The following is a 20,947-nucleotide window of genomic DNA, read 5'->3' on the forward strand; positions in this document are numbered from 1 at the left end:
GGTGTCTCTCAGATTGCCAGGTAACCACCGTCTACCGAAACGTCGGAACCGGTCATAAAAGAGGCGGCATCGGAAAGTATCCAGGCAGCAGCTTCGGCAATTTCCTCGGGCGATCCCAGACGACCGATAGGATGCCGCTCCAACAGCAATTGCCGTAGCTCGGGCATGGTCTCCATTTGCTGTTTCATCATCGGAGTTTCGACCACTCCCGGAGAGATCACGTTCGACCTGATTCCTTGCGAGCTGTAATCCAATGCTGCTGCCTTCGTAAGGCCCGCTACACCTGCCTTGGACGCGCAATAGGCCGGCATGGAAAACTGGCCGACCTTACCAAGAGCAGACGCGTTATTCAGGATCGCGCCGCCGCCATTCTTCAGCATGGCCGAGATCTGCTCGCGCATGCAAAGCCATACGCCCTTCAAATTGATACGGATGACTTCGTCGAACTCGGCTTCCGGGTATTCGGCGGTCGGTGCCAGCGATCCGTCAATCCCTGCATTGTTGAATGCGCAGTCCAGCCTGCCATAGTTTTCCATGGCCGTTTCGACGATCGATTTCGCTCCTTCCGGTGTCGCCACATCGGCCGTCACATAAACTGCGGTACCTCCGGCGCCCGATATCTTGCTGCAGACGCGCTTAACGCTCGCCTCGGTTCGCCCGGCAGCCACAACGAGGCCACCGTTCCGTGCGAAAATCTTCGCGGCAGCGGCACCAATGCCACCGCCCGCGCCTGTGACTATGACCACCTTATCGGCTAGTTGTCCCGGCATGCGACTGGTCTCCCTTGTCCTATTCGCTGAAGGCTCTGGAACCGATTGGCACCTATCTTTCAGTAGGTGGCAAGAAGCATAGGCTCAGCAAGGACCGTCTTCGGACCCCGAAAGGAGTAATCGAATGGCGGATTTCGAAGTCGTTGCCGACGGCCTACTATTCCCGGAAGGCCCCGTACCCTTGGCTGACGGTTCTGTTCTGGTCGTCGAGATCGCGCGGGGCACGCTGACGCGCGTCGCTCCCGATGGGAACAAGCACATAGTCGCCGAGTTGGGCGGCGGACCGAATGGAGCGGCGATTGGTCCGGACGGACATGTCTATGTCTGCAACAATGGAGGATTTGAATGGCACGAAGTCGATGGCGGCCTTGTTCCGGGCCTCACGCCATCCGACTACGAAGGTGGCAGCATCCAGCGCGTCGATCTCCAGACGGGGGAATTCACGACACTCCACACACATTGCGACGGCGAGATGATCAAGGGCCCGAACGACCTTGTTTTCGACAGCTGTGGTGGAATGTGGTTCACCGACAACGGTAAACGATACGCAAGAACCGAAGATGTCGGCGCGGTGTATTATGCCTCTGCGGATGGGGCACGGATTTCGGAGCAAATCTATCCTTGCAGCCATGCCAACGGAATTGCTCTCAGCCCGGACGAAAAGACGCTCTATATGGCCGAGACGATGGCGGGGCGGGTCAAGAAATTCACGATCGAGGAGCCCGGCAAGGCTGTTGTGCCGGAAGGGCTGCTAAACCCGGAGCCAGTTCATTATGGCGCCCCTGGCTACGATCTGTACGATTCCATGGCCGCCGAAGCGAATGGCAATATCTGCGTGGCGACCCTGTCTCGGGGGGGAATCAGCGTGATTTCGCCAGAAGGCGAATTGGTTGACTTCGTGGATCTGCCCGATCCGGCCGTGACGAATATCGCATTCGGAGGCGAGGATCTTGCCACCGCCTACGTCACGCTGTCCTTGACGGGTAGGTTGATCAAGATGGCCTGGCCCCGGCCCGGTTTGAGGTTGGCATTCAATGCCTGACAAAACGGCCAAATTCGCTGTGTCGGGTGCGACGGGGCGTCTCGGCGGTCTGGTTTGCGAAATCCTGGCGCAAAAAGTCCCTCGCGAAGACATCCGTGCGCTCGGCCGAAACGAGGAGAAATTGGCGAAGCTTGCGCAGCGGGGATTCACGACCGCCGTCGCGGATTTTGCCGATCCCGAAAGCCTGGAGCGGGCTTATTCGGGGGTGCAACGGCTGCTCCTGATCTCGGCCACCGGTCCCGTCGATGCGCGTATCGGTCTCCACAAGAACGCCTTTGCGGCCGCGCAGAAATCCGGCGTGGACCAATTGCTCTATACGAGCCGTGTCAATCCATCAGACGACAGCCTGTACTCATTTTCTCCCATCCACGCCGAAGCCGAGCGCGACATCGCCGCGATGAGCATCCCGGCAACCGTTGTCCGCAACAGCGAGTATATCGAGAATACACTTCCCGCCGTATTCGAGGCTGTCGAAACCGGACATCTGGTGATGCCAGGCAAGAAAGGGCGCGTGGCGCATATATCGGTCGACGAAATCGGTGAGATTCTGGCCAAGATACTGTTGTCGGATGGCCACGAGGGTCGAATCTACGAGCTCAACGGCCCGCTTGCAGTACACCGAGAAGAGGTCGCAGCGCTGATCGAGGACATTGCTCGCCGGCCTGTCCGGGCCATTCCGAATACAGCCACAGAGTTCGCGGCAATCCGCCGCCGACAGGGACGCGCAGAATTCCTCGTCCGAATGGCGGAGTCGCTATTCCGAACGATCGATGCGGGGGAGTTCGAAACCGTATATCCCGACGCCGAACATTTGCTTGGGAGACGCCCCGTCTCGATGCTCGACGTCGTTAGAACTCAGCTCAGCAGATCGGCGACGTAGTCGCCGATTGCGAGACTTGCCGTCAGGCCAGGCGACTCGATTCCGAACAGATTTACGACGCCCGGCGTACCGTGGTCCTTTGGCCCGTCGATCCGGAAATCAGCAGCCGCTTCCCCGGGGCCAACTATCTTCGGCCTGATGCCGGTGTAATCGGGGGCGATGCGGTCCGCATCGATATCGGGCAGGTACGTCCGGATCGCCGCGAGGAAGGTTTCGAAGCGGCTGTCGTCGAACGAATAGTCGACCCCGTCGATCCACCGCACGTCCGGGCCGAATTTCGCCTGCCCGCCCAGGTCGACCGTCAGGTGTATCCCCAAACCGCCCGGCTCGGGCACCGGGTAGATCAGATGCTCGCATGGGCTGCGTCCGCTGAGCCGATAATAATGGCCAATCGCGTAATAGGCCCGCGGAACAAACGCCTGGTCCAGCCCTCGGATCCCGCGCGCGACTGCCGGCGCCCTTAGCCCGGCACAGTTTACCAGATAGCGTGTGCGCACATGCATCGCGTCACTGCCGCCGGTTTCTACGATGATCCCCTCGTCCTCGACAGAGCAAGCGCTGACCGGGGTCTGCAAGACAACCATTCCGCCATGTGCCTCGAGATCGCCCTCGAGAGCGAGCATCAGCGCATGGCTGTCGACGATTCCGGTCGATGGAGAAAGCAGGGCAGCATGGCACGATATTGCTGCCTCGATGTTTTTCGCCTCTTTCTGCGTGAGAAACTTGAGATCCCCCACACCGCTGGCGGTCGCATTATCTCGGATTTCTTCGAGCCTGGCGACCTGATCTCTTGCGCAAGCGACGATCAGCTTTCCGGTATTCCGGAAGGCAATGCCGCGATCCCTGGCATAGGCGTAAAGCTGTTCCTTGCCTCTACGGCAGAGTTCGGCCTTCAGGCTGCCCGGTCGATAGTAAATGCCTGCGTGGATGACCTCGGAATTCCGGCTGCTCGTGTGCGTGCCGATCGCATCTTCGCTCTCCAGGACCAGTACTTCGCGCCCCGAGCGAGCGATTGCGGCAGCGCAGGCAAGGCCGACAGCGCCAGCCCCCACCACGATGCATTCGACGTTGTCCATACCTGTCCCGCCCCGACTTATGGAGCGTCAGGCCGCTTCCGCGTACATCATACCCCAGCCGACGATCCAATGAGGCAAGGGCCGGTAGTAATGCCGCGTCGCAGAGTATTCGCCAGCCGCCGCCCGCATCGCCGCGAATGCTGAAAGCCAATTGCGCACTTCGCTTCCACCCCGACCGCCGGTCTCGATTACGACGGAGTCTTCCATCGAAGCGAGTTCCCCAAGATCTCCCTGTTCAAGTCGCGACATGATCCAGGCGTCCCATTCGGGATTGAGTGGTTTCAAGTCACCCTCGCCCGCAGCGTGCTCGATCCCTGCTTGTGCCACGCGCTCCTTGCGCAATTCGAGACTGTCCTTGTCCCAGGTCGTTCCCCGGATCATTGCCTCCTGCACTTCGGGCGGGGAATCCTTGAAACTCGGCAGCGGAGGATCGTGCGACAATCCGCCCGATGCCAGGATCAGGACTCTGCGGTGGCTAAAGTCTCGCTTCAGAATCTCGCCGATTGTCTTGCCGAGCTCGTAGGATCGATGGAACGGGGGCCTCAAATCACCGCCGCAATTCGTGAAAACCGGAACGACCGGGACCTTGTCGATTCCGCCGAGAAGCTGATCGAGGGCCCAGACAAAGCCGTGATCGACGGTCCAGTCGTAGGTCGTCGCGATGTCGATCCCTTTATCGTGCAAGCCGGAGGCGATTGTCCGGCTGGCATCCTCGTCCACAAGCAGCGGGCCCGTAGACGTGTCGAAATCTCCCAGCGCCTTCGCCCTCATGCCGACCATGAACGGCGGCATCAGCCGAAGTGACATGCCGGAATTGTGATCGTTGCCGAACTGCAAGATCAAGTCAGGATCGAAATCGCGGACTTTCTCGGCGAGCCCGGCCAGAGCAGCCCTGAAGGGCTGTTCTTCGGCCTCGTTCTTCAGAACCGGATTGTTCGATAGCGCCGAATGCGACGTCGCGGCGAGAAAAATTTCCATTACGCTGCAGCCTTGACCTGGCCCTCCTGAAGGAAACTCAAGCAGATTCGATTGTATTCTTCGGGCTTTTCATACTGCGGCCAATGCCCGCAGTTCTCCATTACGACAAACTGCGCGCCGGGAATCCAGTCAGCGATCATCTTGCCGACATCGGTCGACGCGGTCGGATCCTTGCTCGTCCAGATAACCAGCGTCGGCGCTTTGATCTTCGACATGTTCTCTTCTGTCATCAGATTGCGACGCCTGGGCTCTTCGACCTGGAGACAGAGAATATGTTCGATGGCCCCCTTCATGGCTGGCTGTTCGTAGATACGCTGACGGCAGGCAACCAGATCGTCGGTCACGACCGATGGATCGGCCATGAGCCACTCAAGCCTGGGCCGGGTGTGCGTCTCCGGGTTTTCGACCGCGGCCAGGGTCTTATCGTAGACCGTCTTCATGACGGTCGGATTCATCGTCGCGCCGCCCATGGTGTTCAAGATCAGTCGTTCGACCCTATCGGGATGTTGGATGGCAAACCAGGCAGCGATCCAGCCGCCCATCGACTCGCCGCAGATAGCCGCACGTTCGATGCCCAGCGCGTCCATCGTGTCGGCCAGATGCTTGCAATATTGCGGCATCTCGTAATCGTAGTCGGGTTTCTCGGTCCATCCGTGACCGAGATAGTCGATCAGATATGTGTTGTAGTGTTCGGCGTGCGCTTCGAGATTGCGCAGGAACGCTTCGGCATGACCGCCGGTGCCGTGCAGGAAGATGAGTGGTGGAGCACTGCGGTCGCCCGACCGGATATACCTGGTCTTCACGCCCCCCGCATCGACGAAACTCTGCTCGAAGGCTGTCTTGTGGATGTCGGTCCAGAGACTTTGGTGAGCCATGATCCGTCTCCTCAGGCTGCTACGCGGGGTTTGACTGCCGGCTGCGCGGATGCCTTCGGCCCGATCTTGTCGGTAAAATTCGGCAGCACCTTGTGCGTCATCAGCTCAAGGTGTCGCATCATCTTGTCCTGGGCGAGCAGCTCGTTGGCGGTGAACAACCAGAGATGGTCCATCTTCGTGTATTTCAGCGCTTCTTCCATCTGGCGATTGACCGTGTCCGGGCTGCCGCAGAACAGAATGCCCCGGTCGATGAAAGTTTGTACATCGGTCGGGAGCGTCTTGTAGTCTTCGCCTTTGTGCGCGAGCACCGCATTGAAGCCGAACTGGCCGAAGAAGTAGCTCCACTCGAACATGGCATCCTCGGCCCATTCGCGCGCTTGTTCGTCGGTGTCGGCCACGACCATGTATCGGGCGAAGCCGAACTTCTCGCCTGGCTTGGTGTCGACACCCGCCTTGGCCCAACCGCGCTGGGCGGCAACGACCTGCTCGGAGACGATTTCGGGGTCACACATAATGCCGATCGGCACCAGGCCGTTCGAAGCGGCGGTCTCGATCGATTTCTCGCTCACCGAGAACGGTTCGAACATGTCGGGACGCTTGCGATTGTACATCGCGGGCGCGACACCGATCTCCTGCAGGCGGTCGTTCTCGTCCAAGCCGCGGCCGCCCATATCCCGGCTCATGCGTGTCGCGGGCCAGGCGATATTGGGTGGCGGAAGCTGCCAGAACTCTCCATTGTGGGAAAACGTGTCATTGTCCCACGCCTTGAGAATGATCTCGAGGTTTTCGTAGAAGAGCCTGCGGCGGTCTTCATTGTACTGTTCCGGATCGGTGATATTGTCGGCCAGGCCGTGCCGGTGCTGAGCCATGCAATTGATCCACCGGGTCTGCACACCACGGGCAAATCCCGCAAAGGCCCTTCCTTGTGTCATCTGGTCCAGCATGCCGATTTCGGCTGCCAGGCGCAGCGGATCCTGCACCGGAAGCACGTGTCCGAGCGCCCCGAAACGAAGGTTCCTAGTATAATGGGAGAGATGCAGCCCAAGCATCTGCGGGCTAATCGAGCAGGTCATTCCCTCGACCGAGAGGTGGTGCTCGGTGAATCCGATCCCGTAATAACCGTAATCGTCGATGTATTGAGCAATCTCGACCAGGTGCTCGAGCATCGTCTGATATAAATCGGTCCTACGTCCAGCAAGCCCTTTGAACAGCTCTTCCTTGGGGCCAACCGTCGGGGCGATGAAAAGGGCAACTTCCATGACAATCTCTCCTCTGGACTACATGAGACTGTCAGGGACGCTGCAACCTTCCACCTATCTTTTGGCGAGGGCGGGAATTTTTACCTTCAACGTCTCGAGAACGCCAATCACGGACCCTACCAGGCGGTCGTCCCACCATCGACCGGCAAGTTTGCGCCGGTGATCCAGGAGGCTTCGTCGGAAGCCAGGAAGGCCGCGGCCGCAGCGACGTCGTCGGGCCGACCCGGCCTGTCCAGCATGATCTTGTCGAGCATCTTTTTTCGCCAGTCGGGATCCTCGAACAGCGCATGCGACTGGTTGGTCAGGATCAATCCAGGCGAGACCGCATTCACCCTGATATTGTCTTTCGCACCCTCCATCGCGAGATGCCGTGTCATACCGATCACGCCGGCTTTGGCGGTCGAGTGTGACAAACCCGGAATGACTTCGTAACAGATCATTCCCGACACCGAGGCCATGTTGACGATCACACCCGAACGGCGCTCGCGGAAATGGCGCCACACCGCCTTACACCCATGAAATACGATATCGAGTTCGTCGCGCGTGTTCTTGCGAAAGCCTTCGAAATCGAGATCGTCGAACCATTCGAAATAGGCCATGGCCGCGTTGTTGTAGAGAATGTCGATCTGGCCGAACTGCTCGATCGCGACCGCAACCATGTTCTCGCTACCCTCACGGCTGGCAAGATCCAGAGCCTGGGTGGCGAAGATCGTACCGCCTTCCTGCGCGACCCCGATCGCAGTTTCCTGCGCCGCCTCGGCGTTTACATCGGCGCAAACCACTTTCGCGCCTTCGCGAGCGAAGCGGATGCAGGCGGCACGTCCGATGCTGCCGCCTCCACCCGTGACAATTGCAACCTTTCCCGAAAGGCGATCAGAACTCAAAGCGTGTACCCAGATAGAAGTTGCGGCCGTCGGCGTAGTAGCGGCCCGCCACCTCCGGAACCGCGCCGAAGAAGCCTGTCGTGTAATAGGTCGAGTCGAACAGATTGTTGACGCCGAGGCTGAACGTGATGCCGGGTTGCGCGAGTCGATACTGGAGGATCAGATCGACGACTTCGTAAGCTTCGACGATCTCTGAGTCGTAGTTCTCGACGCCAAGGCCGTTATAGTGCTCGTCAACGGCCTGCAAATTCACGCCCAGGAAGATCTCCGACCCATTGTTGAATATGTAGGTGTAGTTCGCTCCGGCAGTAATGCTGTAGCTGGGAGAAACCACCGGATCGGCATTGAGCCCAGGTGCGAATCCTGTCGGATCAGGGTTGAAGATAGGGTGGCCGGGATCGGCATTGCGATAACTCGCATCGAGGAAGCCGGCGTTGACGAAAATGTTGAAGCCGTCGACCGGACGAGCGGCTAGCTCGACTTCGATGCCGTCGATGTCCACGTCAGCGATTGCCACCGTCTGAGGGGAAACCAGATCCGCCTTATTCGTGTATTTCGAGGTGAATGCCGAAAGGTTGGCCGTGAGGCGACCGCCCAGCAGTTCGGCCTTGATACCGGCCTCGTAGTTCTCGACCACTTCCGGATCGAGAAAGGTGGAGGCAGGGACAGGGTCGGATGCGCGGTCGCCTTCGAGGTTGCCAGCCTTATATCCCTCGGCGTATGTCGCGTAGATCAGGACATCGGGCGTTATGTCCCAATTGAAGCCAAAGCGAGGGGTGAATTTCTTATAATCCCGGCTCGGCATGACCGGGAATCCGGGGTAACGAAGGATGTCATCCTCGAACCTCGCATCGTAGAATACGTCCTTTTCGTCCCAGCTTTGCCTCACACCGGCGACGAGCGAGAAATCTTCGACGATTTCGAAACTTGCATCGAAATAGACGGCGTAACTGACGGTCTTCTGGTCGGTATCGTTCCATGTCCCACCGAAGCTGCGAGGTGCTCCGGGAAAGACGACCGGTGAAAAGGCGGCTGGCACGCCAATGATCGAGCCATACTGGAGTTGCTGCCAATCGTTTTCGAAATAGAATGCACCCGCGACAAACTCGAAACGATCATCGAAGATACTGCCGGTAAATTGCAGCTCTTGGCTGAATTGCTCATAATCGTTCGTCGAGTCGACGGTACTGAAAAGCTCGAGCCCGAAAATCGTAGATGGAACACCCCTGCCGCCAAGTTGGGACAGAAAAAATTCGTCATATGTCCGGTATCCAGTGATCGACTTCAGGGTACCGATAGACGTCTCAAGGCTCGCCTTAAAGGTAATGCCCCAGCTCTCGAACGTTGCGCCGCCATTTCCAGTAAGGGGTTGCGTCGCCACGCGGTTAACTCCGAAGACCGGATCGAAATCCACCGTGCCACGCTTCGACAATATCTGGGTGAAATCGGTAGGGTCGGCCGGAACAATCGGCGTCACCAGGTTCGTCCCGTCGTCATATTCGGTGTAGTCCGCGCTCAACTCGAACTCGAGATTGTCGGTCGCCTGCAGAAGAAATGCCAATCGACCGCCAAAGTGGCGCTGCTTTGCGAAATTCTCGTCGATGACCTGATTGGCCTCGTCCACACGGGTGAGATATCCGTCGGTCCGACTGTAATAACCGGAGGCCCGCATGCCGAGCTTGCCTTCGACCAGCGGAACACTGACAGCTCCGCTCAGATTGAAGCGGTTGTTGCTTCCGTATTTGGCGTCGACATATCCTTCCGTGTAGTCGAGATCGGGGCGCCGTGGGACAAACTTGATAGCTCCAGTCGTCGCGTTTCGGCCGTACAGCGTACCTTGAGGGCCGCGGAGGACCTCGACGCGCTCGAAGTCACCGCCTTCGAGATATGCGGATGCAAGCGACTGAAGATAAATGTCATCGACGAACACGGCGACGGCATTTTCCGCGTTCCAGTTATGATTGGAGCGTCCGACGCCGCGCATGTAGAATTGTGGCGCTGTGAACGACACCGTCGTCTTCGAGGTATAGAGGTTCGGTGCCAGCGCGGTCAGATCTTCCGCGGTTTGAATATCCAGCCGATCGAGTTGATCACCGCTGACTGCCGATACTGCAAGGGGCACGTCCTGCAGTGCCTCCGACCGCTTGCGCGCAGTCACGATGATAGTGTGGGAAGTTGATGTCTGCGCCACCGGCTCACCAGCCTGGCCGGCGGCCTGCGAAGCCGCCATTGCGGCAGACTGATTGCTCTCCGAAGCCTCGGTCGCGTGCGCTGTGCCAGCACCAACCACTGCCATCGCCAAGCCCGAGGCTGTCCATTTCAGGGCGTTCAGCCCACACTCCCAAAGCCGTTCCCCCGACGCATACAGTCGCATGCCTATCCTCCCTTTATTGCCTCTCACGTTGCACATGTTCGATGGCTGGAGGAAGCTCACCTATCTTTCGGCTAAGACCGTATGCGAGCCCGAAAGCGCTTTAGGACCGGGACGAATTCATCGAAGGGTAGCGTAGTCCGTCCCGGAATCGGCGGGAGAGTTTCCTGCAGGAGATCGTACGCGCTCAAGCTGGGTCAGTAGTATCGAGCTAGGAGATTTTTCGAATGACACGCGTAAGATCAAATCGAACCGGTCGAAGCTTCTCTTGCTCAACGACGGGCCCCATCGTCTCATTTCGTCACCAGCTGCGAGATCTCTGATTCCGATTTAGAATAGGCCACGACAGCCACACAGCTTGCTGTCGATAGCAAGCTCAGACTACTTGAGGACTCGAATTTTGCCCTAGCGATCGGGAGAGAAGCGCACTGTCCAGATCAATGCGTCAGCGGTCGCTTGGATGAAACTCTGTCCCGGCATTACAAGACGGCCGATCATGCATCACCGAACCACATTGCGAGTATTGTCTGACATTTCTATTGGCCCTGATCGACCGTGTGAATAACGAGTGCCAAACCAATTCCGTGTACGTGTGCGTCCGCTATTGGGGCCATTATCGTTCGACTTCTTGGTCCGGAACGAGGGCGCAAAGCCGACTTTCGACCTGAGAACAGTTGCGGTTAGACTGACAGCACCGCCACCGGCCTTTCCTGTCCGGTCCAGAACTTTCCACAATCGATCTTCTCGACAATCATTAGCGAGTTCGGCGAGCGGGCGCTTGACCCGGATGTGCGCCTGCTTGGCGATCGGACGATCATGGACCCGATGCTCGCGCATACGCTTACGGAATGAGCGCAAGTGAGATACGCTCCGGCGGGCAGTCGATAGGCCGCGCCGTCCCAACTCGCCTGGCGATGGAGCGACACGATCACGGATGGGGCGAACCCTCCCAGCGCGATCGTCGATGGCCCTCGCAGCCAAGTCTCCGGGAGGTCGAAAGGTCGCAAGCCAGTGCGACGCCTGACGAATTAACCAAAGGCCGCCACGGGGTTCTCGCGCCCCTTGGACACGGCGGCAAGGTTTTGATTATGCGTTAAGTTTCACGAATTCCAGTTCGGGAAACCCCTCATCAGCAGATTGGTCGAGCTTGTCATAATAAGCATTCGCGCCGCCGAAATAGATCAGGACGCGCGGTGCCTTGTCGTCCCGGTTTGCGCCCATCATCCAGGAATTCACTTCATCGCCATGGGCCATCAGCGTCTGGTTGTGGATCTCTGCCGTGTGCGCGGTCCATTCGCGCTCTGCCTCTATGCGCGGCTTGAACACGTCGTATCCCTCGTGCTGCATCTTTTGCAGGCACCGGGTAATCCAGATCACATTCTGTTCGATGGACGTCGGCAGGTTCGCGAAGGGCGCCTGCGGCCCGGTCACGATGAACAGGTTCGGAAATCCGGCCACGCAGACGCCCATTATCGAGTCCGACGACCGCTCCCATTTCTCGCGCAGAGTCTGCCCATCGGACCCGTAGATCGGGAACGCCTCGAGCGCGCCCGTATAGGCCTTGAAGCCCGTAGCAAGGACGATGATGTCGCATTCATAGTCCTTGCGCGTGGTTCGCAATCCGGTTTCGGTGATTTCCTCCAGCGGCTCGCGCTCCTTGATGTCCACAAGGGTCACATTGTCGCGATTGAGCGACGACAGGTAACCATGATCCAGCGGCGGGCGCTTGGCAAAGAGCGGATAGTCGTCGACATTCGGAGCGACCAGATCCGCGATCTCGGGATCTTCGACCTGTTCCTTCATTTTGCGGGTGATGAACTCGGAGGCCAGGCGATTGGCTTCGGGATTGGTGAGCAGGTCGTCGAAGGTCTCGAAAACCCACCGGAAGCTGCCCGTCCAGTTCTCCTCGAAAACGCGCTGCACCTCGTCCGCCGGAGTGTCGGCAACTGTCCTGCCCGTGGGGCTGTCGAATGCCATGCCGAATGCGTGGTTACGGCATTTCTCGACGATCTCGTCGTAATTCTCCTTGATCTCTCTTTCCCACTCGGAGGTCATCGGCCTTTGCATGGCCGGCAGTATGTAGTTGGGCGTGCGCTGGAACACCGTGACGCTGGCCGCCTTTTCGGCGAGGACGGGCACCAACTGGACGGTGGTGGACCCCGAGCCGATCACGGCGATCTTCTTCCCCGCGTAATCGAGCCCCCTGGGCCAGCGCGACGAGTGGAAAATCGGTCCCTCGAACCGGTCCAGACCTTCGATTCTCGGGATCATCGGCTCCGAGATCATTCCCATCCCGCTGATGAGAAACCTGCAGGTGTAGGTCTCGTCGGCATCCGTTGTGACCCGCCAATATCCCAGTTCGCCCAAATACTCCGCTTTGACGATCTCGGTATCCAGCTGGATGTGTGGCCACATGTCGCACTCGTCGGCCACGAAGCGCATATAGGCCTGCGTCTCTTCGAAGCCCGGATAGCGCTTTGTCCACGACCACTTCTGCAGCAAGTCCTTCGAAAAGGTCAGACAATAGTAATAGCTTTCGCTGTCGGTCGCCGCTCCCGGATAACAATTCCAGCTCCACGTACCGCCTATGTCCGGGGCGCGGTCGAATACGCGGATCGAAAGTCCCTCTTTGCGAAGATAGTGGATCAATGCCAGGCCCGCGAACCCGGCACCGATTCCGATCGCGTCGAAGTCCGGAGCGGGTTTGGATTCGCGCGTGGCCGTGGCCACACCGGTGCCGGTTTCCTCAGTCGTCATCGTTCTTTCTCTCCACAATTCCAGCAGCTTGTAGTTCGCGCCTTCAATGACCTGCCCCGCTCGATTCCCTGTCGCTGATCGCTCGAAGGGGATCGGCGGCTCCGATTTCAGCCAGAAGGTCTTCCCGATCTGCATCTCGCCGCCACATTCTCGGCCGGACCGGGGTCGTCCGTTCGAACCGAGGTGCAGGCCTGGGCTGGACAAAGCCGTCGGCCTCGCAATAGCTCTCGCGCACCCGATTGTGTTCGTGCCCTATCGCATCGTCCATCGTTAGGACTTCGGTAAAGCAGCAGTCGATCGGCTTCAGTTTCGCGACCCATTTCGAACGGGCCGCGGAGGCGAAGAGTGCTGACAGGCGTTCCTTCATGGCCGGCCATTTCGACCGGTCGTGCTGTGCCGAAAACAGGGGGTCCCCGCTCAAGCCGACCGCTTCGAGGAACCTCGAATAGAACTTGGCTTCTATTGCTCCGATGGCGACGAACTGACCGTCCGCACATTCGTAACACGCATAGAATGGAGCTCCGCCGTCGAGCAGGTTTTCGCCGCGCTCGCCATCCCACATGCCATTGTGCTTGAGAGACCACATGCCCGCCATAAGCGCAGCGGAACCGTCGGCCATCGCGCAGTCGATGACGCGCCCGCGCCCAGCGGTCCGTGCGGCGAGCAGGGCGGATACGAAACCGAATGCGAGCAGCATGCCACCGCCGCCATAGTCGCCGATGAGGTTCAAGGGAGGCGCGGGCGGTCGATCCTCGGGACCGAGGGCCGCAAGACAACCGGTCATCGAGATGTAATTGAGGTCATGTCCGGCCATGGCCGAGAGCGGCCCGCTTTGTCCCCACCCGGTCATGCGGCCGTAAACGAGTGTGGGATTGCGCTGCATCATGGCGTCGGGCCCGAGCCCGAGCCGCTCGACAACGCCGGGCCGAAAGCCTTCGATCAAACCATCGGCAGTTTCGACGAGCCGCGCGACGATCTCGACCGACTCCGGTTCTTTCAAGTCGAGCGTGATGGTCCGGCGTGAACGGAGCAGGACATCGCGCTCCTGATCCTGCGATAGGGGGTCGCTGCCGCCCGGACGATCGATGCGAATGACTTCGGCGCCATGATCGGCCAGCATCATGCCGCAAAACGGGGTCGGGCCTATGCCGGCAAGTTCGATGACGCGCACGCCCTCGAGCACCGGCCGCATCAGTTCCCGATACTCGCGGTCGGCCCGGCTCATCTTCTCCGCTTTCCAGACCGAAATAGAGAAGTCGGGCAGGACTTTTCATCCCTTGAGCCCCGCTTGGAGGCCAAGGTGAAAGAAAGGTACGGCAAGTGCGGGGGTTCCAAGACCTTCGCCACGACATCTCTCCCATGACCATCGGTCGACGCCGACGATCTGATGTTATTTGTTAGCGTCGAACAAATTGCAGATCAAGTGTGAATGCCCGTGCTTTGCGGGCTCATGCTGGCTTGGATCAAGCGAGCGGCAATCGCTCAGGGGGCGATCCCGAAGGTTTCCCTCGTGGATCGACGGAAGGCCTCGAATTCCCTTGCCAGATCGATGCTCTCGGGAGCTACGAGCCACTGGTAGATCGTTCCGAAGATGAAGCTGCAGAAGCCGAATGCATAAGACTGCGCATCGACAGTTTCCGCGATCTCACCGCTGGCAATGCCTTCCTCGACCCAATGCGCGACGTCGCTTCGGTAGATCTGGTGATAGGCGGCAAGATGGGTCCGCACGTCGTTGTGCGAGCTGATGGATTCGAACCACAGGATATACATCGCCTTCATGTATCCTGTGTGGCTTGCCAGAAAGCCTTCCACCGCCCGCAGTGCCGCGAGGCACGCCTGGGCGCCGGTCTGCTCGCCCACTTTGTTGGCGAGTTCCCGCGTCCAGCTCGTGTTGAAGTGCAGAACCAGTTGACCGAACAGTGCGTCTTTCGAGCCGAAACGGCTTGAAGCCAGTCCCCGTGAATAGCCTGCCCTTTCACCGACCGATTTCAGCGTGGTGGCATGCGTTCCCTGCTCGACGATCAGTTGCATCGCAGCATCGAACATCCGCGCATCGGAAAGGGCGGTACGTTCAGCCTGCGTACGACGACGCGCACGCGGCTTTTTCGGCTGCTGGATCGGCTCCGCGCCCTGGACCTTGGTCACCTCGCGCAGTGAGGCCTTACCTTTCATGGGTGAGGGTGCACTCATCGGACGTCGTCGATCCTTTCAAATTGCGTGTCGCCATTCTCGACCGCTTCACGCAAGGCCTGCTTGTCTATCTTGCCGACGCCGGTCAACGGAAGGGAGTCCATACGAGCCCAATACTCGGGTACCCAGAAATGCGCGATCCGGTCGCGTAGTGTTCCGCGCAGTTTTGCGAAATCGGGGCGCTGTCCGTCAAGGGTCGTGACAATGGCCAGTGGCCGCTCCTCCCAACGCGGATCGGGAACTGCGATGACGGCGGCCAGATCGATTCCCGGCAAGCTGGCGACATGGTTTTCCAGTTCGGCCGAAGGAATCCATTCGCCGCCCGATTTAATCAGATCCTTCAAACGGTCGGTAACCTGGACATAGCCGCGGCCATCGATTGTCCCGGCATCTCCGGTATCGAGCCAACCGTCCTCGGTAAGTACCTCGGCACCGACTCCCCGGTGATAGCCGCGGGCAATCCAGGCACCACGCAATTGAAGCCGGCCGACTGTCTCTCCGTCTTCGGCGACCGGCGATCCCTCGTCATCGACCAACCGCACCTGGACTCCGGGCACCGGCCTACCGCTCTTCGCCCTCAGAACGCGCGCGCCGGCTCCGCTAGTGTTCGCGGCAGGATGCGACAGGACGCAAAGCGGGCTGGTTTCCGTCATGCCCCAGCCCTGGATAAGCGGAATGTCCCAATTGCGCTCGACATCAGCGATCAACCCTTCCGAAACGGCCGATCCCCCGGCAACGATGGCCCGAAAGCTCGACATGTCGATCGGATCGGTACCCTGGCCGCGCAGCAGGTCGTTGAGGATCGTGGGCACGGTTGCGGTAAAGGTCGGCGCAACGGCGCGGATCATCCGGCGTATCGCATCGGGTTGCAGATGCCGCGACGGCAGGACGAAATCGGCTCCCGCGAACCAGCCTGAAAAGGGAAGCCCCCAGGCATTGGCGTGGAACATGGGCGGTAGCAGGAGGATCGTGTCACGGTCGCTCAGGCCGAAGGCGTTCGCCGCCATGGAAGCCAGGCTGTGCAGAAATATGGTCCTGTGCGAATAGACAACCCCCTTGGGATTGCCCGTTGTGCCGGAGGTATAGCAGACTGCTGCAGCCGCGGTTTCCTGGGCAACCGGGAAATCGGCCATTGGCGCCCGGTCGGCAATGAAATCCTCGTAGGGCAACCATGGCTTTTCAAGCTCTGCGAGATTCTCCGTGTTGCCCGTGACGAGTATGAAAGTCAGGCACGGCAAGGAATTGATCTGTGGGAGCAGGTCGGCGAGCAGATCGCCATCGGCGATCAGAACTGCATCCTCCGCGTCGGCCATTACGAATGCGATCTGATCGGGGTGCAGCCGGAGGTTGAGCGTGTGCAGAACCGCACCCATCGCCGGTACGGCGAGATAGGCTTCGAAATGCGCGAAGTCGTTCCAGCTCAACGTCGCGACGCGACCATTCGGTTTCACCCCCGCCGATGCGAGCGCAGCGGCAAGGCGACGCGCCCTGTCTGCCGTTTCGGCGAAAGTCCGCCACGTGACCGCTTCGCCGTCGAAGCAGCCGATCCGGCTCGATGCGTGGATGCGCTCTCCATGGGCGAGGATCGTCGGCGTTCCCAACGGCTCGTGCATCATCGTCGCTTCCATCACGCGAAGCCCTCGTCTCGCGCGAAGCCTTCTGCTGCATCGAGCAATGCCGGAACGTCGCGCTCGAGCCCCCGCTCGTAGTTCCCGTCCACTTGGCCGTTCCGAAACAGAACGTAGGCACCTTCGACGATGGCTGCGAGCCGCCAGAGCGCGAAGGCCTGGTAGTAAGCGAGGCGGTCAATCGAAAGACCGGTGGCATGGCTCCAGCGATCCGCGAGACCGCTTCCGGAGATCACACCCGCATGGTTGGATATGCGCTGAACGAAAGCGAAGCCGAGAGGCTTGCGTTCGTCGCGATTCCACATTGCCGTGACCAGCCCGACATCGACGAGCGGATCTGCCAGGGTCGCCATTTCCCAATCGAGGATGGCATTCACCTGAGGTTCGTTCGCGTCCATGAGCACGTTGTCCAGATGGTAGTCGCAATGCACGATCCGCACGCTCTCGGGCGTCGGGACATTTTCGACCAGCCACGCGCCGAGCGTTTCGATCTGCGGCAGGTCGCGCACAGCCTCTGCGCGTCGTACCTGCCTCCACCGGCGGACCTGACGGGACACGAAGTCTCGACCTTTGGCGGCATCGCCCAAACCGGCGGGTAGCGGTTCTATGGCATGGACGCTGGCCAATGCATCGATCAGTGCCCCGCCGATCACGTTGCGGGTTGCGATGCTGTCCGGATAGGCCGGCGGCAAGGTGTCCGTGATTGCCGTCCCGTCAACGAAACGGGTTATTGAGAAGGGGACACCGAGTATGGTTCGGTCGTTGCAGAACAACACCGGCTCGGGGACCGGTGCGGATTGCGCGATGGCAGAGGTGAAGCGGAATTCGCGCTCTATGCCGGCTCCTGCGAATTCGGATACTGTGTCGGACGGTGGGTGGCGCAAAACCATCGGGCCGCCAGCCGTCTCGAGCAAGCAGGTGACATTGGCGTTTCCCCCTTCGAGGCGGCGGACAAGGCGTGCATTGGCAATCCCCGCCTCGGTCTCGAGCCATCGCAAGAGCCGTTCCGGTAAATCGATTACAGCTTGCACAGCAAACCGCCGTCGTTCGAAATGATCGAGCCGGTCATATATGGCGATCCCGCCACCCACCAGGCGACTTCGGCGAGTTCCTCGGCCGTGCCTTCGCGCCCCAGGGGAATACCTTCGACCAACTTCGCCTTGGCGCGAGCCGATATATTCGCGGTCATTTCAGTCGCGATCATGCCCGGGATGACGAGGTTGACCCGGATCGCCTGCCGCGCGAGCTCGATAGCCAGCACTCGCGTGAGACCAGCCAGCCCGGCCTTGGATGCGCCATAGGCGGCATCCCCGGTAAAGCCGCGCAGGCCCACGACCGCGCCGATGTTCACGATCGAGCCGCCAGCGCCCATATGCGGTAGCGCGGAGCGTACGAAATTGAAGGGCCCGGACAGGTTCGTATCGAGTACCGCTTGCCAGTCTTCGTCTGACAACGCATCCACCCGTCCTCCGCGATGCAGGCCCGCATTGTTGACGAGGATGTCGATGCCGCCCCACCGCTCGGCAATTGTCGAACATGCATCGATTGCGGCCTGCGGTTCCGCCACATCGGCCGCCAAACCCATGGCATCGCCATCGATCGCCTTCGCGCAATCCTCGATTTCCTTGCCTCGCGATAAGAGGGCGACCCGGTCGCCCTTGCTCGCCGCCAGGCGGGCAATCGCGAGCCCAAGCCCACGCGATGCCCCCGTGACGACCCATCTTCGTTTCTCGGCCTTCCGTTCAACCGCCATTTCGAGGATCGTCTCAGAAGGTCTGCGTCAGGGCGACGCCCCATGTGCGCCGGGGACGTGGGGCGCCATAGCTCCAGATACCCTGAACGTCATAACCGATCGTCCAGCCGTCCTCGTCGGCCAAATTCTTGCCGAAGAGGCTGACGGTCGTGCGATCGAAACGGACATTGATCGATGCATCGATCAGGTATTGACCGTCATTGCGCAAATTCGGGTTGTTGAGGAAGGTAATCTCGTGCGCGCCGATATAATGGATGTCGCCGGTTACCCAGGCCGTGGCGTTCTCGCCGATCTCGGTTTCGTAGGTCCCGCCGAGGCTCCAGGTCCATTTCGGCGCACGGCGGATGTCGAGGAAGGTGGCATCGACAGGGGTGCCGGTACTGAAGATGTCGCCCACGAAATCCTTATACTCGGCGTCGAGATAGCCAAGGTTGCCGCGGAGCGTGAAGCCGTCGAAGGGCAGGGCGGTCAAATCGAGCTCGAAGCCCTTGAGTTCGGCCGAAGACGCATTGATCGTTCGGTTTTCGCGTCCCGTGGAGGTGCCGGGCGCCGGAACGTCCAGATCCTGCTGCATGTCGTCGTACTTCATCAGGAATACGGCGCCGTTGAGCCGCACCAGTCCGTTCGCGAGTTCGGCCTTGAAGCCCGCCTCGTAATTGTCGAGCGTTTCGGGATCGTAGGGGATGGTCGCCGCGCCGATCGTCGATGGCCGCCCATTGAACCCGCCACCGCGATAGCCGCGCGACCACAGCGCATAGGCCATGACGTCGTCCGTAAACTCGTAGCGCAGCGAAACCCGAGGCGTGAATTTCGACCAGCTCTCCCTGACTGGAGTGGCCATGGAGATCGCTCCGGGAAGGGTCGCGATCGGGTTCTGCTCGACCAAAGTGCCGTAGATGAAGATCGGCAAGTCGTTGACGATGCTCGACTTCTTGTCCTTGGTATATCGGGCGCCGAGCGTCAGGGTCAGGCGATCGACAATCTCGTAATCGGCTTCGCCGTAGATCGCCCAGGATTTGTTGGTTTGGGTAACGTCCTGCGCGCTGGTCAGCAGTGGCGGACCGGCGAAGCCGATGTAGTTCTTGAGATTGATCGTATAGCGCGAATCCCACAGATATCCGCCCAGAACGAAGGTCAGTGGGCCGGTGCCGCCCTTGGTCAGCCTTAATTCGTTGGTTGTCTGCCGCCAGCGTGCCGGGCGATCCGTATGGTAGAGCGTCAGGGGTGCCGCATCGAAGTCCTGGTTGATTTCCTCGTCGGTCTTGAGCCAGCCGAAGATGTAATCGACCTGCATGTCGGATCCGATTTCGTAGGTCGCCTTGCCGATCGCCATGTCGAGTTTGAAAGTGGCGTTCTTCTCCAGCCTGCCATCCGAGATGCTGACATAGCGATCGCCCGAAGTCGGCACGCCGGGCGCTGGCGAGCACTGGTTGTAGACGACGCAGAACAGGTCGGTTGACCGGTTGATCGCTAGCAGCTGCGGCGGATCCTGTTCGGTCTTCTGATGGTCGTAGCTCAGTTGGATCGTGAGATTTTCGACCGGCTCGAACAACAGGGTGCCGGACAGGGCATAGAACTCAGATCTCTGGCCCGGCTGGTCGTAGAATGCGTTGTAGATGTAACCGTCGGACTTTTCGTAGGCGGCGCTCAATTTGATCGCCAGATTGTCGGTCAATCCAGTACTCGCGACGCCCTCGATCTTCCAGCTGTCGAACCTGCCATAGGTCAGGCGGGCCTTGCCGGAAAGATCGTAGGTCGGGCGTGATCGCGCGATGTTGATGACGCCGCCGGTTGCATTGCGACCGAAGAGCGTCCCCTGCGGACCGCGCAGAACCTCGACGCGGTCGATATCGATTGCTCTCAGGAGACTTCCCGAGCTCTGGCCGATGTAGATGTCGTCAAACACCACGCCGACTGCGGGGTCGACCGACTTTTCGACGTCGGCGACGCCGATGCCGCGGATGTAGACTGCGGCCACGCCTCCCGGCCCCTGCTGCGTGTCGTCGATGACGATGTTGGGTGAGGAGTCGGCGAAGTCGCGTACGTCGGAGTCGAAGCGCTTGTCGAGTTCCTCCGCAGAAAGCGCACTGATCGAGGCGGGGACGTCCTGCATGCTCTCTTCGCGCTTGCGCGCGGTGACGACGATGACATTGAGCCCCCCGGGCGTGTCCTCCTGCACTGCGTCGCCGTTATCCTGGGCATGGACGGCGGTGGTGGGCCAGACGGTGGCGGCCGCAACCGCGAGCAGGCTCACGTGTTTCACGCGATCGATCATGATTCTCTCTCCCTACCAGGGGCGTAATCTCTGCTCGCGAACGCTTTTGCGGTTCTCGCGATTTACGCTCCAATCGAAACATGCCGCACTTGTTTGCTCTCGACAAGCAAATTTTATTAACGGCGATTCCGCGCCAAAGGCAAACCTCTACAAGCCACTGAGAAAGAAGATAAGTTCGGGATTTCTGACCTGACTCATCCTTGTTGCTT

The 20,947-nt window shown here is 59.8% G+C and carries 16 protein-coding genes; 2 read left to right on the plus strand and 14 right to left on the minus strand.

Annotated elements, in window-relative coordinates:
• Window positions 1-8: 8 nt before the first annotated feature.
• Entirely contained in the window at window positions 9-770 is a 762-nt protein-coding gene (locus ACQY4G_RS07305; protein WP_421989857.1) for an SDR family NAD(P)-dependent oxidoreductase, read from the minus strand.
• A gap of 124 nt (window positions 771-894) precedes the next feature.
• Here ACQY4G_RS07305 and ACQY4G_RS07310 point away from each other — a divergent pair, with 124 nt between their 5' ends.
• On the plus strand, window positions 895-1,812 hold the full coding sequence (locus ACQY4G_RS07310) for an SMP-30/gluconolactonase/LRE family protein (RefSeq protein WP_421989859.1): 918 nt from the start codon (window positions 895-897) through the stop codon (window positions 1,810-1,812).
• A gap of 19 nt (window positions 1,813-1,831) precedes the next feature.
• Window positions 1,832-2,692, plus strand: a complete 861-nt coding sequence (locus tag ACQY4G_RS07315; protein ID WP_421989861.1) for an NmrA family NAD(P)-binding protein — start codon at window positions 1,832-1,834, stop codon at window positions 2,690-2,692.
• Here the strand turns inward: ACQY4G_RS07315 and ACQY4G_RS07320 are convergent.
• The 13 genes from ACQY4G_RS07320 to ACQY4G_RS07380 form a co-directional block, all read right to left on the minus strand.
• Window positions 2,668-3,768: an NAD(P)/FAD-dependent oxidoreductase gene (locus tag ACQY4G_RS07320; protein ID WP_421989863.1), complete on the minus strand. Its 1,101-nt coding sequence runs from the start codon at window positions 3,766-3,768 to the stop codon at window positions 2,668-2,670. The genes ACQY4G_RS07315 and ACQY4G_RS07320 overlap by 25 nt on opposite strands.
• 27 nt (window positions 3,769-3,795) lie before the next feature.
• Window positions 3,796-4,746 carry a hypothetical protein gene (locus ACQY4G_RS07325; RefSeq protein ID WP_421989865.1) on the minus strand — a complete coding sequence of 317 codons (951 nt, stop codon included), beginning with the start codon at window positions 4,744-4,746 and terminating at the stop codon, window positions 3,796-3,798.
• On the minus strand, window positions 4,746-5,621 hold the full coding sequence (locus tag ACQY4G_RS07330) for an alpha/beta fold hydrolase (protein WP_421989867.1): 876 nt from the start codon (window positions 5,619-5,621) through the stop codon (window positions 4,746-4,748). The genes ACQY4G_RS07325 and ACQY4G_RS07330 overlap by 1 nt, the downstream gene beginning before the upstream one ends.
• Before the next feature lie 11 nt (window positions 5,622-5,632).
• Window positions 5,633-6,880: an LLM class flavin-dependent oxidoreductase gene (locus tag ACQY4G_RS07335; protein ID WP_421989869.1), complete on the minus strand. Its 1,248-nt coding sequence runs from the start codon at window positions 6,878-6,880 to the stop codon at window positions 5,633-5,635.
• A gap of 116 nt (window positions 6,881-6,996) precedes the next feature.
• A complete protein-coding gene (locus tag ACQY4G_RS07340) occupies window positions 6,997-7,764 on the minus strand; it encodes an SDR family NAD(P)-dependent oxidoreductase (protein ID WP_421989871.1) in 768 nt (255 codons plus the stop codon).
• Window positions 7,754-10,138, minus strand: coding sequence for a TonB-dependent receptor (locus tag ACQY4G_RS07345; protein ID WP_421989873.1), 2,385 nt, complete (start codon window positions 10,136-10,138; stop codon window positions 7,754-7,756). Before ACQY4G_RS07345 ends, ACQY4G_RS07340 begins: the two co-directional genes overlap by 11 nt.
• A gap of 1,083 nt (window positions 10,139-11,221) precedes the next feature.
• Window positions 11,222-12,892: a flavin-containing monooxygenase gene (locus ACQY4G_RS07350; RefSeq protein ID WP_421989875.1), complete on the minus strand. Its 1,671-nt coding sequence runs from the start codon at window positions 12,890-12,892 to the stop codon at window positions 11,222-11,224.
• Between the two features lie 43 nt (window positions 12,893-12,935).
• On the minus strand, window positions 12,936-14,117 hold the full coding sequence (locus ACQY4G_RS07355; RefSeq protein ID WP_421989877.1) for a CaiB/BaiF CoA transferase family protein: 1,182 nt from the start codon (window positions 14,115-14,117) through the stop codon (window positions 12,936-12,938).
• Window positions 14,118-14,374: 257 nt separating this feature from the next.
• Window positions 14,375-15,082: a TetR/AcrR family transcriptional regulator gene (locus ACQY4G_RS07360; protein WP_421989879.1), complete on the minus strand. Its 708-nt coding sequence runs from the start codon at window positions 15,080-15,082 to the stop codon at window positions 14,375-14,377.
• Window positions 15,079-16,710: a long-chain-fatty-acid--CoA ligase gene (locus tag ACQY4G_RS07365; RefSeq protein ID WP_421989881.1), complete on the minus strand. Its 1,632-nt coding sequence runs from the start codon at window positions 16,708-16,710 to the stop codon at window positions 15,079-15,081. The genes ACQY4G_RS07360 and ACQY4G_RS07365 overlap by 4 nt, the downstream gene beginning before the upstream one ends.
• Window positions 16,710-17,708, minus strand: coding sequence for a phosphotransferase family protein (locus tag ACQY4G_RS07370; RefSeq protein ID WP_421989883.1), 999 nt, complete (start codon window positions 17,706-17,708; stop codon window positions 16,710-16,712). The genes ACQY4G_RS07365 and ACQY4G_RS07370 overlap by 1 nt, the downstream gene beginning before the upstream one ends.
• A gap of 20 nt (window positions 17,709-17,728) precedes the next feature.
• Window positions 17,729-18,463, minus strand: a complete 735-nt coding sequence (locus ACQY4G_RS07375; RefSeq protein ID WP_421989885.1) for an SDR family NAD(P)-dependent oxidoreductase — start codon at window positions 18,461-18,463, stop codon at window positions 17,729-17,731.
• 13 nt (window positions 18,464-18,476) lie between these two features.
• A complete protein-coding gene (locus tag ACQY4G_RS07380) occupies window positions 18,477-20,738 on the minus strand; it encodes a TonB-dependent receptor (protein ID WP_421989887.1) in 2,262 nt (753 codons plus the stop codon).
• Window positions 20,739-20,947: the final 209 nt, after the last annotated feature.

The organism is Qipengyuania sp., assembly GCF_965277845.1.
Taxonomy (GTDB): domain Bacteria; phylum Pseudomonadota; class Alphaproteobacteria; order Sphingomonadales; family Sphingomonadaceae; genus Qipengyuania.

Coding starts and splice junctions, on each gene's coding strand:
- ACQY4G_RS07305 (WP_421989857.1), bottom strand. CDS start 770: ATGCCGGGACAACTAGCCGATAAGGTGGTCATAGTCACAGGCGCGGGC.
- ACQY4G_RS07310 (WP_421989859.1), top strand. CDS start 895: ATGGCGGATTTCGAAGTCGTTGCCGACGGCCTACTATTCCCGGAAGGC.
- ACQY4G_RS07320 (WP_421989863.1), bottom strand. CDS start 3,768: ATGGACAACGTCGAATGCATCGTGGTGGGGGCTGGCGCTGTCGGCCTT.
- ACQY4G_RS07325 (WP_421989865.1), bottom strand. CDS start 4,746: ATGGAAATTTTTCTCGCCGCGACGTCGCATTCGGCGCTATCGAACAAT.
- ACQY4G_RS07330 (WP_421989867.1), bottom strand. CDS start 5,621: ATGGCTCACCAAAGTCTCTGGACCGACATCCACAAGACAGCCTTCGAG.
- ACQY4G_RS07335 (WP_421989869.1), bottom strand. CDS start 6,880: ATGGAAGTTGCCCTTTTCATCGCCCCGACGGTTGGCCCCAAGGAAGAG.
- ACQY4G_RS07345 (WP_421989873.1), bottom strand. CDS start 10,138: ATGCGACTGTATGCGTCGGGGGAACGGCTTTGGGAGTGTGGGCTGAAC.
- ACQY4G_RS07350 (WP_421989875.1), bottom strand. CDS start 12,892: ATGACGACTGAGGAAACCGGCACCGGTGTGGCCACGGCCACGCGCGAA.
- ACQY4G_RS07355 (WP_421989877.1), bottom strand. CDS start 14,117: ATGAGCCGGGCCGACCGCGAGTATCGGGAACTGATGCGGCCGGTGCTC.
- ACQY4G_RS07360 (WP_421989879.1), bottom strand. CDS start 15,082: ATGAGTGCACCCTCACCCATGAAAGGTAAGGCCTCACTGCGCGAGGTG.
- ACQY4G_RS07365 (WP_421989881.1), bottom strand. CDS start 16,710: ATGGAAGCGACGATGATGCACGAGCCGTTGGGAACGCCGACGATCCTC.
- ACQY4G_RS07375 (WP_421989885.1), bottom strand. CDS start 18,463: ATGGCGGTTGAACGGAAGGCCGAGAAACGAAGATGGGTCGTCACGGGG.
- ACQY4G_RS07380 (WP_421989887.1), bottom strand. CDS start 20,738: ATGATCGATCGCGTGAAACACGTGAGCCTGCTCGCGGTTGCGGCCGCC.